Source organism: Micromonospora sp. CA-246542 (assembly GCF_050942905.1).
Taxonomy (GTDB): Bacteria; Actinomycetota; Actinomycetes; order Mycobacteriales; family Micromonosporaceae; genus Micromonospora.
In genome coordinates, this window is record NZ_CP192040.1 from 4260155 (window position 1) to 4274867 (window position 14713).

At 70.5% G+C, this 14713-nt stretch carries 12 protein-coding genes; 5 read left to right on the forward strand and 7 right to left on the reverse strand.

Annotation, left to right across the window (positions count from 1 at the left end; translation table 11 throughout):
* Positions 1–13 precede the first annotated feature (13 nt).
* A complete protein-coding gene (locus ACQP0N_RS19965; protein ID WP_355048056.1) occupies positions 14–712 on the forward strand; it encodes an NADPH-dependent F420 reductase in 699 nt (232 codons plus the stop codon).
* A gap of 10 nt (positions 713–722) precedes the next feature.
* On the opposite strand, the gene ACQP0N_RS19970 is transcribed toward ACQP0N_RS19965, so the two are convergent.
* The 4 genes from ACQP0N_RS19970 to ACQP0N_RS19985 all read right to left on the reverse strand — a co-directional run bounded on the left by ACQP0N_RS19970 (position 723) and on the right by ACQP0N_RS19985 (position 4776).
* On the reverse strand, positions 723–1448 hold the full coding sequence (locus ACQP0N_RS19970) for a tetratricopeptide repeat protein (RefSeq protein WP_433112856.1): 726 nt from the start codon (positions 1446–1448) through the stop codon (positions 723–725).
* 48 nt (positions 1449–1496) lie between these two features.
* Positions 1497–2255: a GNAT family N-acetyltransferase gene (locus ACQP0N_RS19975; RefSeq protein ID WP_433112859.1), complete on the reverse strand. Its 759-nt coding sequence runs from the start codon at positions 2253–2255 to the stop codon at positions 1497–1499.
* 84 nt (positions 2256–2339) lie between these two features.
* Entirely contained in the window at positions 2340–3029 is a 690-nt protein-coding gene (locus ACQP0N_RS19980; protein WP_433112862.1) for a TMEM175 family protein, read from the reverse strand.
* 211 nt (positions 3030–3240) lie between these two features.
* Positions 3241–4776, reverse strand: a complete 1536-nt coding sequence (locus ACQP0N_RS19985; RefSeq protein WP_433112865.1) for a pectate lyase family protein — start codon at positions 4774–4776, stop codon at positions 3241–3243.
* A gap of 856 nt (positions 4777–5632) precedes the next feature.
* Here ACQP0N_RS19985 and ACQP0N_RS19990 point away from each other — a divergent pair.
* Positions 5633–7381: a cellulose binding domain-containing protein gene (locus tag ACQP0N_RS19990; protein ID WP_433112868.1), complete on the forward strand. Its 1749-nt coding sequence runs from the start codon at positions 5633–5635 to the stop codon at positions 7379–7381.
* A 102-nt stretch (positions 7382–7483) separates the two neighbouring features.
* On the forward strand, positions 7484–8419 hold the full coding sequence (locus ACQP0N_RS19995) for a hypothetical protein (RefSeq protein WP_433112871.1): 936 nt from the start codon (positions 7484–7486) through the stop codon (positions 8417–8419).
* A gap of 16 nt (positions 8420–8435) precedes the next feature.
* Here ACQP0N_RS19995 and ACQP0N_RS20000 read toward each other — a convergent pair whose 3' ends face one another.
* The 3 genes from ACQP0N_RS20000 to ACQP0N_RS20010 all read right to left on the reverse strand — a co-directional run bounded on the left by ACQP0N_RS20000 (position 8436) and on the right by ACQP0N_RS20010 (position 12968).
* On the reverse strand, positions 8436–9509 hold the full coding sequence (locus ACQP0N_RS20000; RefSeq protein WP_433112874.1) for a glycosyltransferase family 2 protein: 1074 nt from the start codon (positions 9507–9509) through the stop codon (positions 8436–8438).
* A 39-nt stretch (positions 9510–9548) separates the two neighbouring features.
* A complete protein-coding gene (locus tag ACQP0N_RS20005) occupies positions 9549–11333 on the reverse strand; it encodes a hypothetical protein (RefSeq protein WP_433112877.1) in 1785 nt (594 codons plus the stop codon).
* A 171-nt stretch (positions 11334–11504) separates the two neighbouring features.
* Positions 11505–12968 (reverse strand): endo-1,4-beta-xylanase, encoded by a 1464-nt coding sequence (locus ACQP0N_RS20010; RefSeq protein ID WP_355048046.1) that lies wholly within the window; start codon positions 12966–12968, stop codon positions 11505–11507.
* 483 nt (positions 12969–13451) lie between these two features.
* Between ACQP0N_RS20010 and ACQP0N_RS20015 the strand changes: the two genes are divergently transcribed.
* Positions 13452–14360 carry a hypothetical protein gene (locus tag ACQP0N_RS20015; protein ID WP_433112880.1) on the forward strand — a complete coding sequence of 303 codons (909 nt, stop codon included), beginning with the start codon at positions 13452–13454 and terminating at the stop codon, positions 14358–14360.
* A 12-nt stretch (positions 14361–14372) separates the two neighbouring features.
* The gene (locus tag ACQP0N_RS20020) at positions 14373–14654 is read left to right on the forward strand and encodes a hypothetical protein (protein ID WP_433112883.1); all 282 of its coding nucleotides are present in this window, start codon (positions 14373–14375) and stop codon (positions 14652–14654) included.
* Positions 14655–14713 lie beyond the last annotated feature (59 nt).

Here is a 14713-nt window from a genome sequence, read left to right on the forward strand (position 1 = left end):
CGGAGAGGAAGACATGAACGACAGCGGTACCGACCGACCACGGACCCTCGCCATCCTCGGCGCCGGCAAGGTGGGCACGGTCCTCGCCCGGCTCGCGCTCGCCGCCGGCTACCGGGTGCTCGTCGCCGGCTCCGGCGATCCGGCGAAGATCGCCCTGACCGTCGAGGTGCTGACGCCCGGAGCGGTGGCGACCACCGCCGTCGACGCCGTGGCGGACGCCGACATCGTCGTCCTCGCCCTGCCGCTGGGCAAGTACCGCGCGCTGCCCGCCGAGGCGCTGCGGGGCAAGCTCGTCGTCGACGCGATGAACTACTGGTGGGAGGTCGACGGCATCCGCGACGACCTGACCGATCCGCGCACCTCGTCCAGTGAGATCGTCCAGGCGTTCCTGGCCGGGTCGCGGGTCGTCAAGGCGTTCAACCACATGGGCTACCACGATCTCGAGGACGGCGCCCGTCCGGCGGGCACGGCCGGCCGCAAGGCCATCGCGATCGCCGGCGACGACGAGGCCGACCTCGCTCCGGTGGCCTCGCTGGTGGACGCCCTCGGCTTCGATCCGGTCGTCGCCGGCCCGCTCGCCGAGGGCGTACGCCTCGAACCGGGCAGCGAGTTGTTCGGCGCCAACGTCAGCGCCGACGAGGTGCGGGCCATGCTCCGGCGCTTCCCCGAATCGGAGCGCGGCCAGGCCGTCGCCGCCGCCCGGTCGGCCTGACCGCCCCTTCTCAGTGCTCGTCGTCGAACGCCGTCCGAGGATCGAGCTGCCGGCCCCGCTCCTGCGCGGCGGCGTAGGCGGCGGGGCCGAGCGCCCCGACCGCGGCGTCGCGCACGGCGGCGAGGTCGGCCGCGTCGTCCGGGTCCGGCACCTGGCCGATCGCCGCGAACGCCGCGTCCGCGAGGCCGACCATGAGCGCCGCCCGCGAATGGTCACCCTCGGCGGACGCGAGTGCCGCACCCGCCACGCAGACGTACGGCACGAAGTCGTCCCAGCCGTGCTGGAACACCCGGGTACGGCTGAGGGCGAACAGCCTCCGCGCCTCGGCGAGGTTACCGAGACCCAGCTCGCAGGAGGCCAGGTTGTGCGTCTCGGAATTCACCGTCTCCGGTCGGCCCAGCGACTCGTTCAGCGCGATGCTCTCGCGATACAGGTCCCGCGCCCGGTCCAGGTCGCCGGACATCCGCGCCACCGCCGCCAGCACGTGCCTCGGCCGCTCCTGGAGCGCGCGGTCACCCGAGCGCACCGCGACGTCGAGGGCCTCGCGCGCCCGCGTCTCCCCGAGCGCCAGGTCGCCGCCGCGAATCGCCACCCGGGCCAGGCTGTAGCGGGCCTCCACCTCACCCGCCGCGTCGCCGACGGCCCGAGCACGCTCAATCTCCGCCGTACTCATCCGTACCACCGCGTCGCTCTCCCCCCGCCGGAAGGCCGAGCGGACGTCGTCACTGAAGCTCACGGTTACTCTCCCCCTCGTGCGTCGCGGCTCTCCGGGCCTGAGGGCTGCTCAGGCATGGAAGGCGATCCAGTTCTCCTGGAAACGGAAGCCCATCGACTCGTACAGCGGCCGGCCGAGCGCGCTGGACTGCAGGTACGCCGCGTCCGCGCCGGCCGCGATCCCGTCGCGTACCACCTTCTCGGTGATCGCGCGGCCCAGGCCGCGACCACGCGCGTCCGGGACGACGGCGATGTTGAACACGCCGACCACACCGTGGGTGCGCATCCCGAGACCGGTGCCGAGAGCCTGGCCGGCCTCCTCGTACAGGTAGCCGTCGATCCGCTCGGCGTCGAGCACCGCGCCCCCCATCAGCGACCCGAACAGACCGTCCGGCGCCTCGAAGCCCCTGGTCAGCACGTCCGTGTACCGATCGCTGTCCGCCGCGCCGACGCGCAGTACGCGCTCGCGCTGCGCCTCGTCCGCCCGGAAGACCAGCTCGTCCACCGTGCACGCCAGCAGGGGCAGCTCGCTGCGCGCGGCGAGCCCGTGCCGGGCGGCGAGATCGGCCACCGCGCCGTCGACCTCGCTCCGGACCATGATCGACCAGGCCTCGACCTGCCCGGACACCTCCGTGGCCAGTTCGTGCAGGGCTTCGAGATCCGGCTCCCGCGACAGGTCGTACGCCACGTTGAGCGTCGCCGCTCCCGCGTGGGTCACCGCCGCACGGGCGGTGCCCCGCCGCGCGTAGTAGCCCTTCGGTGTCGCTCCGCACAGATCTTCGATGGCGTCGTCGTACGCCGCCGCCATCCGATCGCCGATGATGTTCATGCCGTTGTCCCCCCTGACGCTCCCCCGAGCGTGCGCAAACATAGCCGCAACGCCGCGACCTGCGCGAACCGAGGTGCGCTGGGGTCAGCGTCGGCGGGTGTCGCGCCCCGGCCACCACCGCCCGGAGCGGAGCCCCTGACTGGTGGCGCCGTGGAAAATGATCATCACGACCACGCCGATCAGGCCGAGGAACGGGTTCACCAGCCAGCCGAGCAGACCGGTCAGGCCGTAGAGGACCAGGCCGACGATCGGGCGGAGCTCCTGCACCCGTACCTGGTCCTGGCCGACGGTGTCGGCCCGCAGCGCCGGGTGGCGGCGGACGTAGGAGAAAAGCACCCACCAGGGCGCCGACATCAGCGAGGCGGCGAACGCGTACAGGACGACGGCCACCCGCAGGTCGTCGGCGTTGCCGTCGGCCAACGCCGACGCCAGGACCGCGGTGGGAAAGGGAATGATCACCACGCCGAAGAGAATGCCGAGGTTGATCGCGCTGAACGCCGGGGTGGTGCCCCGCACCAACTGGAGCACGGCGTGATGGTTCAGCCAGAGAACCCCGACGTAGATGAACGACACGACGAAGGCCAGGTACGACGGCCCCTCACCGAGAAGCCCCTCGGCCAGCTCGCCCTCGTGGAAGTCCGGCACCCGCAGGTCGAGCACCAGCAGGGTGATGACGATGGCGAACACGCCGTCGCTGAACGCCGCCAAGCGCCCCGCGTCGGTCACCGCGGGATCGCCGTCGCCTGCCTGGATTCCCCGTTGACCTGCGGACATGGCCGCATGCTAACAGTGACGCCGCGACAACCGAACGTGATTGCGGATCGGGGCACCGGCCCGCGCCGGTCATCGCTCTTCAGCACGGCCACGGGCCGTTGCCGGGCCCGCCATGGCGACGGGTTGAAGAGCGGCATTCCTCAGGGTCATATTCATACCTCTGCGGAATGCCGCTCCTCACCGCGTGCCCGACGCGCCCGCCACCGGATGGTCAGCTGGCGTACGTCTCGAACTCGCCGACCCGGGGCGTACCGCTGGAGCTGTTGATCTTAAAAGTGATCTTGCTCAGCGTCGTCGCGGCGAACGTGATCGCACCGGCACCCGCACCGGAGGCCAGGACGGCGCCGGTGTCGTGGTTGACGAGCTGCCAGGATCCGATGGAGCCCTGGGCGCCGGAGGGCTCCCGGATGATCACGCGGGACACCCGTGTGGCGGATCCCCACTTGATCGAGATCGAACCGGTCGAGCCGGCCGGCGACCAGTAGGTGGCGATGTCGCCGTCGCGCACGTTGCCGTAACTGGTCCCGCTGGCCTTGCTGGAACCGTCCGCGCCGGCGCCCAGGCTGAGATTCGTCCCGCTGGGTGGCGTCGTGGTCGGCGGCGGCGTGGTGGGCGCTGGCGTGGTGGGCGCCGGCGTCTGCGGCGAGCAGCTTCCGTCGGACACCCGCAGGCCCGTGTTGGCGCCCGCCGTCTGGCCGACGACGTTCGGCACGCAGCTCGCGCCGTCCAGCCGGTAGGCGTACGGAATGCTGACGGTGGTGGTGGACGTCGGATCGGGGCCGGCGGGGTAGTTGTCGCTGCCCGGGGTGGACCAGGTGACGTTGTCGAAGATGTTGCCGCTGACCTGCCAGTAGCCGCGCTCGTCGGTGTAGAAGGTGCCCAGGACGTCCTTCGAGTCGCGGAAGTGGTTGTTCTCGACCTTGGCGCGGGCACCGGCCCGGGAGTTGATACCGGACTCGTTCAGGCTCACGTAGCTGTTGTTGTAGATGTGGGCGACGCCGCCGCGCAGCAACGGCGTACGGGAATCGATGTTCTGGTACAGGTTGTGGTGGAACGTGACGAAGCCGTTCGACAGGTCGCTCTCACTGGAACCGATGAGACCGCCGCGCCCCGAGTTGCGCAGGATGCTGTACGACAGGGTCACGTACTGGGTGTCGTTCTTCATGTCGAAGAGGCCGTCGTACCCCTCCGACTCCCCGCCGGACGCCTCCAGCGTGACGTGGTCGACCCAGACGTTGCGGACGGCGCTCTCCATGCCGATGGCATCCCCGCCGTTGGAGGTCGGCGAACCCGACTTCTTGACGTTCCGGACCGTGACGTTCTGGATGATGATGTTGCGGGAGTCGCGGATGTGGATGCCCACCTGGTCGAAGACAGCTCCACTGCCGACCCCGATGATGGTGACGTTGCTGATCTGCTTCAGCTCGATCACGCCGTCCGCCGTGCTGCAGCTCGATCCCGACACCTTGCTGGTGTTGCCGTGGTTGATCGTCCCGGTGACCTCGATGGTGAGTGGGGTGCTGCTGCTGGCCCGTCCGCACAGGGCCGCGTGGATCGCGGTGCCCGTACTGGCGCGCACCGTCTGTCCTCCCGCGCCACCGGTGGTCCCGCCGTTCTGGGTGGCGTAACCGGTGGCAGTGCCCACCGCCACCGCCGGCCGGGGACCCAGGAGAGTCACGCCGGCCGCGACCCCGACGGCCACCGTCACGAGTGCCGCCGGAAGACGGCGTACGAGTGTTCGTCTCATCTCGCCTCACTTTCGAAGAATCGAGTGACGCGTCGATGTCGGAGGGCGTCAGACGACGGCCGTCACCCGACCCGGAATAGGCGACAATCAATTACGCATCGATCGTCGGCAATACCGCCACCCTGACGTCCGAGGCGGAGCCGCTGGCCAAGCGGCACGCGACCGGCAGCACCCCGAGGCACACCCAATCGATCCGGGGACGAAACATCGACGTGACACGATCGTAGGAAAGCGTTTTCCGTGAAGCAACACCTACCGCTTGCAGGTTTGTTGCAGCACACCCCCCAGGCTCCGGTGATCATGAAGTTACCGCCATGACACGCCGACAACCACGACAACAACTTCATGATCACCGGGGTGAAGGCGGGGAGGGAGAGGGCCGGGGGCGGGTGGTGTGGCGTTGACACGGGGGCATCGAACGAAATAAATTCCTGGTTACGAGAAACTGTTTCGCGCGCTTGCTGTGCGGCACTCACCCGTGAGCCGCGAATGAGCAGAGCGGCCGCCCCACGAGCCGGTCGACAAAGGAGGGTGCCGCAGCCCCGCCGGACCCGCCCGTCGCATCGTCACTCGTCGCGCCCCGCAGCACCGCCGGCGCGCGGGCCGATCCGGCGTCGACTCCCCGGCCGCCGCACCGGCGTTCCCCCGGTGACCCCCTCCGCGAATCGTCGCGGCGTCGGGCTCGGCGACCGGCAGGTCGAGGGTGACCGGCCCGGCTGATCTGGACAGCAGATCCGACAGCCCCGCCTCGCGTGCTTGGGAGCGCTCCCGGGGACGCCTGACGTACCGCCCGACGTTCTCCGGACCGACCAGCCCGGACGCGTCGGCCGCCACCACCCACCTCGGGAGAAGTCTGATGAGAAAACGAAGGGTCACCAACGCCGCCCTGGTGTCGGCGGGCGCTGTCCTGCTGGCGTCGACGGCGGTCGCACTGGCCGCGCCCGCCGGCGCCGCAGCCGCCGGCTGTGCCGTGAACTACACCGTGCCATCGCAGTGGCAGGGCGGCTTCGGCGCGAACGTCGACATCACCAATCTCGGCGACCCGGTCAGCAGTTGGACGCTGACCTGGTCCTACAGCGCCGGACAGACCGTCACGCAGGCCTGGAACACGACACTGACCCAGAGCGGCGCCGCGGTCACCGCCAGGAACGTCAGCTACAACGGCGCCATCGCGACCAACGGCACCGTGTCGTTCGGCTTCAACGGCTCGTGGACGGGCAGCAACCCCGCTCCGTCCAGCTTCGCGCTCAACGGCGTGACGTGCACCGGCGGGACGACGCCGACGACACCGGCCCCGACCACGCCGGCCCCGACGACACCGCCGCCGACCACGCCGCCGCCGACCACGCCGCCACCGACCACACCACCGCCCACCGGCCCGGCCGACATCACGGTGAACAGCAACACCAGGTACCAGACCGTCGACGGGTTCGGGGCCGCCCAGTCCATCTGGGGTAGCGCCTGGTCGACCACCGACACCCAGACGCTGGTCGGGCTGGGCGCCAACCAGCTCGGCCTGTCCATCGTGCGTACCGGCCTCTCGCCGGAGTCCAGCGAATGGGCGACCCACGTCAACTCGTTGAAGACGGCGAAGGCGTACGGGTCGAACGTGAAGATCCTCGCCTCGCCGTGGACCGCGCCCGCCGCGTGGAAGACCAACAACAGCAGGGTCAACGGCGGCAAGCTGAAGACCGACTACTACGACGACTACGCGAACCATCTGAACAGCTATGTGCAGTACATGCGGGGTCAGGGGGTGACCATCGACGTCACGTCCGTGCAGAACGAGCCGGACTGGCACCCCGACTACGACTCGATGGACTGGAGTGGCACCGAGCTGCGCACCTTCGTCCGCGACCAGGGTTCGAAGGTGCAGAACAGCAAGCTGATGGTCGCCGAGGCGGTCAACCTGAACTACGGCTACACCGACCCCACCCTGAACGACGCGACCGCGCGCAACAACATCGGTTACATCGGCGGGCACCTGTACGGCACCGAGTCCGCAGGACGGCTGGCGCCGTACAACCTGGCCGCCCAGTACAACAAGCCGGTGTGGATGACCGAGTGGAACCTGCACGCGGCGGACGGTGGCGGGTCGAACATCTGGGGCAACCCCAGCAACCTGGCCGTCTGGAACGAGACGCTCGACGACATCATGCGGACGGTGCACCGGTCGATGGAGGCCAACTGGAGCGCCTACATCTGGTGGTACGGCAAGCGCTACTACTCCTTCATCGGTGACGGCGAGGCGGCCTACGGCACCACGGCCGGCGCCCCGCTCAAGCGCGGGTACGCGTTCTCCCAGTACGCCAAGTACGTCCGGCCGGGCTACCAGCGGGTGGCCCTGACCAAGAGTTCCAAGGCGTCCCCGCTGGAGGTGACGGCCTACCAGGGGGACGGCAAGATCACGCTGGTCATCCTCAACCGGTCGAACAGCGCGGTCAACAACGCCGTGATCCAGGCCCCGCAGAACGTCAGCAAGGCGGAGTACTACCTGACCTCGCAGAACGCCAACGCGGCGAGCCAGCCGACAAGCGTGAACGGGGGCCAGGCCACCATCAACGTCGGCGCACGGAGCATCTCGACCCTCGTGTTCACGCTCTGACCGCCGGGAGGCGGCGAGCGTGAGCCAGGTCCCTCCGGTCGGGGAGCGCCTTCCCCGGCCGGAGGGAAGCCCGGCGGCGGGGACGCCGCGAGGATCACAGGCATGACGACGACGGCACCCCGCACCCGTGGCAGCGGCCACAGCCTGACGTACGCCCTGCTCGGCTGGGCCGTGGCCTACGGCGGCCTACGCCTGGTGTGGACGGTCGGTGAGGCGCCGGAGTTCCCACCGTTCGGGTTGGACCTGCTGGGTTTCACCGGCTGGTGGTCGGTGGCGTTGTGCCTGGCCGCAGGTGCGGTGGCGGTCGCCCTGGACCGTGCGACGACCTGGCGACCGGCGCTCGCGGGACTGGCCTGGACGGTTGCCGGCGCGTTGGTCGCGGCGGCGGCGATCCTGCTGCCGGAACTGGTGAGCCTGCTGCTGCTCGCGCCCGGCCCGTCCTTCAACCCGCTGGCGTTCGCCAGTCGGCTCGCCTGTGCCACCGGCGCGGCGCTTCTCGGCCTGGCCGTCTTCGGTTATCAGCGCCGGACCCGCGGCGACTGTCCCGACTGCTGCCGGACGATCCGACCCGGTCGGCGGCGCACGACGCCCGCGCCGTGGGCGCGCTGGGGAGCGTACGTGGCGGTGGCCGGGCTCGTGACCCGCTTCGCGGCGCAGGCCGTGGTGGGCTTCGACAACGTGGCGCAGGACGCCTCCATCATCGGGTTGGAGGTCGGCCTGGTGCTGGCCGGGGTGCTGTTGCCGCTGGCGCTGGTGCACCACTGGGGCGAGGTGTGGCCGGGCTGGGTGCCCCTGCTCGCCGGTCGGCGGATTCCCCGCCGGCTGTTGCTGGTGCCGGGATTCGGGCTCGGGGCAGCCATCGTCGCGTACTTCGGGATGGGGATGGCGCAGGTGGCGTCGGGTTCGGAGAGCGAATTCTCCGACGCGTTCCTCTGGGTGGCCATGTCGGCGTACTGCCTTCTGGGACTCGGCCTCCTCGTCGCGTCCAGCGACTACCACCTACGTACCCGCACAGCGTGCCGGGCCTGCGGGCGCTGACCGCCCGCAGGCCCGCTCAGCTCAGCTCGCGGTCGTCCGGCCGACGGGACGCCGGCCGGGAGAGCGGATTCTCCCGGGCCAACGTCACCCGCTGGCCCCGTACCGCAGAGCGCGGCGCGGGCGGCACCGGCCGCCGCGACGCCTCGCCGGTCTCCGCCAGGAGGTACTCGGTCTCCTGCACCAGGTAGTGCGGTCGACGTTTGGTCTCGTAGTAGATCCGGCCGATGTACTCGCCGATCACGCCGAGGATGGTCATCTGGATACCGCCGAGCCCGATCACGCTGACGATGATCGTCGTGTAGCCGGGGACGTCGATGCCCTTCTCGACGGCGTCGGCGACGACCCACGCCATGTAGGCCAGCGCGATGAGGGTGAGGAACAGGCCGCCGTAGATGGCCAGGCGCAGGGGGCGGTTGTTGAACGACAACAGGCCGTCGAACGCGTAGTTGAAGAGCTTGCTGAGCGTCCACCTGCTCCGCCCGGCCTGCCGGGTCTCGTTGGGGTGGGCGACCACGGCCGTACGGAAGCCGATCCAGGAGAACAGGCCCTTGGAGAAGCGGTTGTACTCGGGCATCGCCAGTATCGCGTCCACCGCGAGCCGGGACAGCAGGCGGAAGTCGCCCGCGCCGTCCTGAAGGCGCACGTCGATCCACCAGTTGATCAGGCGGTAGAAGGACCGGGAGGCGATCATGCGGACGAACCGGTCGCCGCGCCGGTCCCGCCGGGCGATCACCTGGTCGAAGCCCTGCTGGTACAGCGTCACCATCTCCGGCAGCAGCCGGGGTGGATGCTGCAGGTCGGCGTCCATGATGACGACCGCGTCACCGGTGGCGCGCTGCAACCCGGCGAGCATCGCCGCCTCCTTGCCGAAGTTGCGGCTCAGCGACGTGTAGCAGACGGTCGGATCGGCGGCGGCGAGCCGGCGCAGCGCCTCGAGAGTGCCGTCCTCGCTGCCGTCGTCGACGTACACCACCTCGACCTCGACGTCGGGCAGCTCGGCGAGGGCGGCGCACACGGTCTCGTGCAGCCGCTCGACCGACGCCTCCTCGTTGAAGCAGGGCACCACGACGGACAGTCGCATGCTCGTCACCTCACCCCGCCCGTACCCGGGCATCCGCCGCCCACGCGGTCAGAGGTGGTAGACCAGCGTGCCATCGAGATCCTCCCGGGTGATGCCCAACCCGTCGATGGGTCGGGTCGCGATGCTCTCCCACGGCGTTCCCACGGCCCGGCTCGGCACGACGACCACCGACCGCACGCCGATCCCCCGTAGGTGCGCGACGCTTACCGGATCGGGGAACGACGCCACCGCCGTACGGGTCTGCGCCTGACTGACCGGCTCGAAGCCGGCGAGACCGTTCGTCACGCGGGGGAAACCGTCGGTCGTCCACAACATGTACGTCAGGTCGCCCACTCCCCCGGCCGGCAGCACGAGGATCGGGTCCTGCACCGTCCGCATCGCGGCCGGCGGCTGCGGCACGGTCGGGTGGGGCGTGGAGTTGACGCCCTCCAGGGTGACCACCGTCAGGGGAATCAGCAGGACCAGCGGCGTGAGGGTACGCGCCCACTGGCGGGGCGTGGACTGCCGCAGCGACTCGGCCAGGGCGGTCACCGCGCCGGCGGCCAGCACCGCGAGCAGCAGGCTCGTCCAGTGCATCATCCGGCCGGGCGTCCGCAGCGCGTCCCAGCCCGGCAGGAGCGTGGACAGGGTCAGATAGCCCGGGTCCCCGTCACCGCCGAGGGTGGCGCCCAGACCCAGCAGCACGGTGCCGACCACGCCGAGCCCCAACGCGACCCGGTGCCGCATCGGGTACGCCGAGAGGAACAGACCCGCCGCCGCCAGCCCGATCACCATCATCCCCGGCAGCAGCGCCATCTCCGGGGGCCAGGACAACTGCTCGCGCGCGCCGGCGTGCCGCTCACCCCACAACCACGAGTCGGCGGGCGCGGTGACGAACCCGATCAGCGGGGGCGAGAACATCTTCGTCCAGTCCAGCGTCCGCTCGGCCTGCGGGTTGAGGTCGACGACGCGCAGGTAGACCATGCCCAGCAGCAGCGTCACCAGCCCGAACACCCCGCCGCCGACGAGATCCGCGATCAGCAGACGCCGGCCGAACGGAGGTCGTTCCCGCTTGCGCCACCAGGACCAGCCGTAGCAGCCGGCCGCCACCAGGACCGTGGCCAGCAGGAAGTAGACGAGCGGCAGGCCGATGCCGAACCCGAGGCTGATCTGCCAGGCGGCGACGAGCCACCCGGCCACCGCCCAGCCCGGCTTGCGCAGCTCGGGCCGGTACCCGTGGCGCAGCGACCAGCCGTGACCACGGGCCAACATGGCCAGCGACAGCGCGATCGCCCCGCTGGACAGGATGTTCAGGTGCCCCGAGTGCGCCAGCCGCCAGGGCGCGTACGCCCAGGCGACGGCGGCGACCGCGCCGCCCCACCGGTTCGAGCCGAGCTGCCGTACCAGGGCGTACGCCCCGAACGACGCCAGCGCGTGCAGCAGCACGTACAGCAGGTTGTAGTGGATCACGGCGGCCGTGAAGCCGGAGCCGAGCATCCCCATCGGGGCGTACCCGAGCAGGGTGTCGCTGTAGGCGTACGTGTACGTCTCGGGGTAGAACGTGTTCGAGTTCCAGAGGTCGGTCGGGCTGGTCAGCAGGGCGTGCCCCGACCAGGCGACCTGCCACGCCTGCAACAGCGGATCACCCAGGTCGCCGGGGATCGTGGTCGCCGGGTGGCGCAGGGTCGGCCAGGTCAGCACCACCGCCAGTAGCAGGCTCGCCGCCACCGCCACGGTCCATTCGGAACGCGCCCAGTTCCAACGACCCCAGTCGGCCGGCGGCCGATCCTCGGGGATCTCCTCGGGGGGCACGTCTTCCGAGGTTGGTGGTGGGGTGGCGGACCGGATAATCATGAAATCGATGCTCTCCAATAGTTCCGGGCTTGTCCATCTGCTGTCCGAAGCGTGGCGTGTTCTCGCGCACGACGCAACGGCCACGTACCCATAGACGTTTCCAGGAGCGGAGACGGTGGCACGGACGACGAACATCCGCGCCACCGCACCGCCGAATCGACCGACGGATGATCAGCCGATCTTGATCAACTGCCACTGCTGGTTGTTGCCGCCCCAGTCCGCGTACTGCACGACGTTGCCGCCGTCGGCGGTGGACGCGCCCTGCACCTCGACGGCCTTGCCGCTGTTGCGGTTGATGAGGCGCACGTAGCCCCCGGAGTCGGCCAGCCGGAACTGCTGGTTGGTGCCGTTGCCGTCGGTCCACTGCACGACCGCCGCGGAGTCGGCGGTCGAGCGGTTGTAGACGTCCAGCACCTTGCCGGAGTTACGGGACTTCAGTCGGTAGTAGCCGCTACCCGAGTCGACGAATTGCCACTGCTGCCACGCGCCGTCGTTGCGGGTCCACTGGTCGATCCGGGCGCCGTCGGTGGTCGACCGCTCGTACACGTCCAGGGCCTTGCCGCTGTTGCGGTTGATCAGGACGTACCAGGCGGTGGTGTCGACCCCGGAGCCCGGCGGCGGGGTGGTCGGGGTGCCGCTGCCCGCGTTGAGGGCGTTCAGGACGGAGGTGTACGCCGCCTTCTTGTTGCCCGACCGGTCGAACAGTAGGGCGTTGTCGGAGCCGCGCCAGGAGTCGCTGTCCCGCACGCCCCAGGTGGTGATGCCGGTGCAGCGCGCGACGGCGAGGCAGGCCCGGGTCACGGAGGCGTAGATGTTGGCCTGGTTGGAGCCGGTCATCACGTCCAGCTCGGTGATCTGCACGTCCACGCCGAGGTCGGCGAAGCGCTGCAGGTTGGCCTGGTAGTCGCTCGCCAGCGTGGTGCCGAGGTGGGACTGGAAGCCGACGCAGTCGATCGGCACGCCGCGGGACTTGAAGTCGCGGACCATGTTGTAGATGCCGGTGGACTTGGCGTTGATGCCGTCGGTGTTGTAGTCGTTGTAGCAGAGCTTGGCGCCCGGGTCGGCGGCGCGGGCGGCGCGGAACGCCGCTTCGATCCAGTCGTTGCCGGTGCGCTGCAGGTTCGAGTCACGTCGCCCGCCGCTGCCGCCGTCGGCGAACGCCTCGTTCACCACGTCCCACGCGTAGATCTTGCCCCGGAAGTGGGTGGCGACCTGGGTGACGTGGTTGATCGCGGCGTTGCGCAGCGCGGTGCCGGACATGCCCTGCGCCCAACCCGGCTGCTGGGCGTGCCACAGCAGCGCGTGTCCGCGCACGCTCATGCCGTTGGCCTGGGCATGGCTGACGAGACGGTCACCACCCGTGTAGCTGAACCGACCCTGCTGGGGCTCGGTGGCGTCCCACTTCATCTCGTTCTCGGGGGTGACGCTGTTGAACTCGCCGTTCAGGATGCTGACGTACTGGCTGTCGGAGAGCTTGCCCGTCGCGACGGCGGCACCGAAGTAGCGGCCCTTCTCGGCCGCCGACGCCTTCAACGTCGTTCCGGCGCTGGCCATGGGTGCCAGCGCGACCGTCATACCCGCGGTCAGCGCGACCGCGAGGGTCGCCGTCGCCAGCAGAGCTTTTCTAGGTCTCATGTCGATCCTTCTCAGTGGGTGCATCGGCGGTGGTGAGGTGCCACTTCGCTCAGGACGACCTGTTCCCGGCGGCGCGCGCCGGCTGGGCCGAGGAATCCGGGACGGTCATCCTGGGCCACCTCGCACCGGCACACGCGGAATCGGCCGGCGTTCGCCGGGAACCGCACGAGTCCTGAGCCGGCGTCCGTTGCCCGGAGGGACGCCGCGCGTCGAGGCGCGACCACGGGACTCGCCCGGTGAGCCACCGACGCCGCCGACCTCTGCATCGAGAGTGAGCGATAACATGCTGTTCGTCAAGATGTAACGAGCCGGACATACGCCGCGGTGGCCGCATTGACTCACGACGATGCTGCTACGGGGTCACGGCCGCCGGACCGTGCGGCGGTACCGATGGAAGCGATCCTTGTTATCGCTCACAGGGCCAGCCCACCCCGCCCCTTCACCGCGCGCGACGTCGATCGGCCGACGACAGGTGTAGCCCGAGTGCCCGAGGGGCAACACTCCGCGCATGGGTGGGACACCGCGGGTCGACGAGCGACGGCTCCGGCCGGGGCGTCGACCTGCCGGGGCCGATCCGACCCGGCGGCCGGCGGCATCCACGTGACGCCGCCGAAGCACCGCCCGCCCCCGGTGGCCCTCGGCGCGGTGGCACTCGGCGCGGCCGCGCTCGCGGCCGCCCTGGGCGCCGAGCCCGCCTCCGCCGAGCCGACCCCGACGCCGACCGGACAGGTGGAGACCGCCACCGCTGGCGGCATCGTCGGATCGCTGGCGCGGGACCTGCTCGACACTCCACCGCACATCGACCTGCCCCTGCCGACGGCGCTCCCCCTGCCCCTGCCGACGACTGTCCCGGTGCCGACGGCAGTCCCTCTGCCGACCGCCAGTTCGCTGCCGCTGCCGATCCTCACCGCGCCACCGATTTCGACGGGCGAACCGACGGCTCCCACGCCCACCCGGGCACCCCTTACCCGGCGATCGTCCCCGCCACCCGACGCGGGGACGCCGGTCACGTCCTCGACCACGCGCGCCACCTTGCCGTCGTCGGCACCGCTGACGGTGCGGGCATCCCGCGCCGACGCCGCCGACCGTCGCGTGCCGGTGCGCAGGCGGGCGGCGATGACGGCCGAACCGTCACCACCGCCGATCCCAACCCCCCGTCCACTACCGGCGCAACCCGCGCTGGCACTGGCATTCGTGTCCGCGCCCACCAGCACCGGTGCCGGGGGCGCCGACCTGACCGCGTCGGCGACCGACGCGCCGCCGTCCGTCGAGCCGCTGCGCCGAGGGCATGCCGTCGGTCCCGTCGACAGTCGGGCCACGAGTCGACCCGTCCAGCGGGGTCCCCCGCCACCCCGGCAGCTCCTGATCACCCATCCACGTCCACGACGTTGATCAGGAGAGATCATGGAGCTAGCCATCATCTGGGTACCCGCCGACATCGAGCCGTCGGAACACGCCATCGCGACGTGTCTGACCCACCTGCGCCGACATGACTACCGGCTGAACGGGATCATCCGCGCACCGTGGGAGACCGTCGAGCAGAAGATGGTCGACGGCGAGGTGGACGTGGTCGTCATCGCCGACCCCGCCCACCTGCCGCCGGACCGGTCACCCCGGATCGAGGTGGCCGCGCCGCTGCCCCGTGGCGACGAGGACCGTCCGACGCCCGGCACGCCGTCCGGCTGACGCCACGAAGCGCCCCGTCCACCGCGGACGGGGCGCTTCGTCGTGCGGTCGATCGTCGG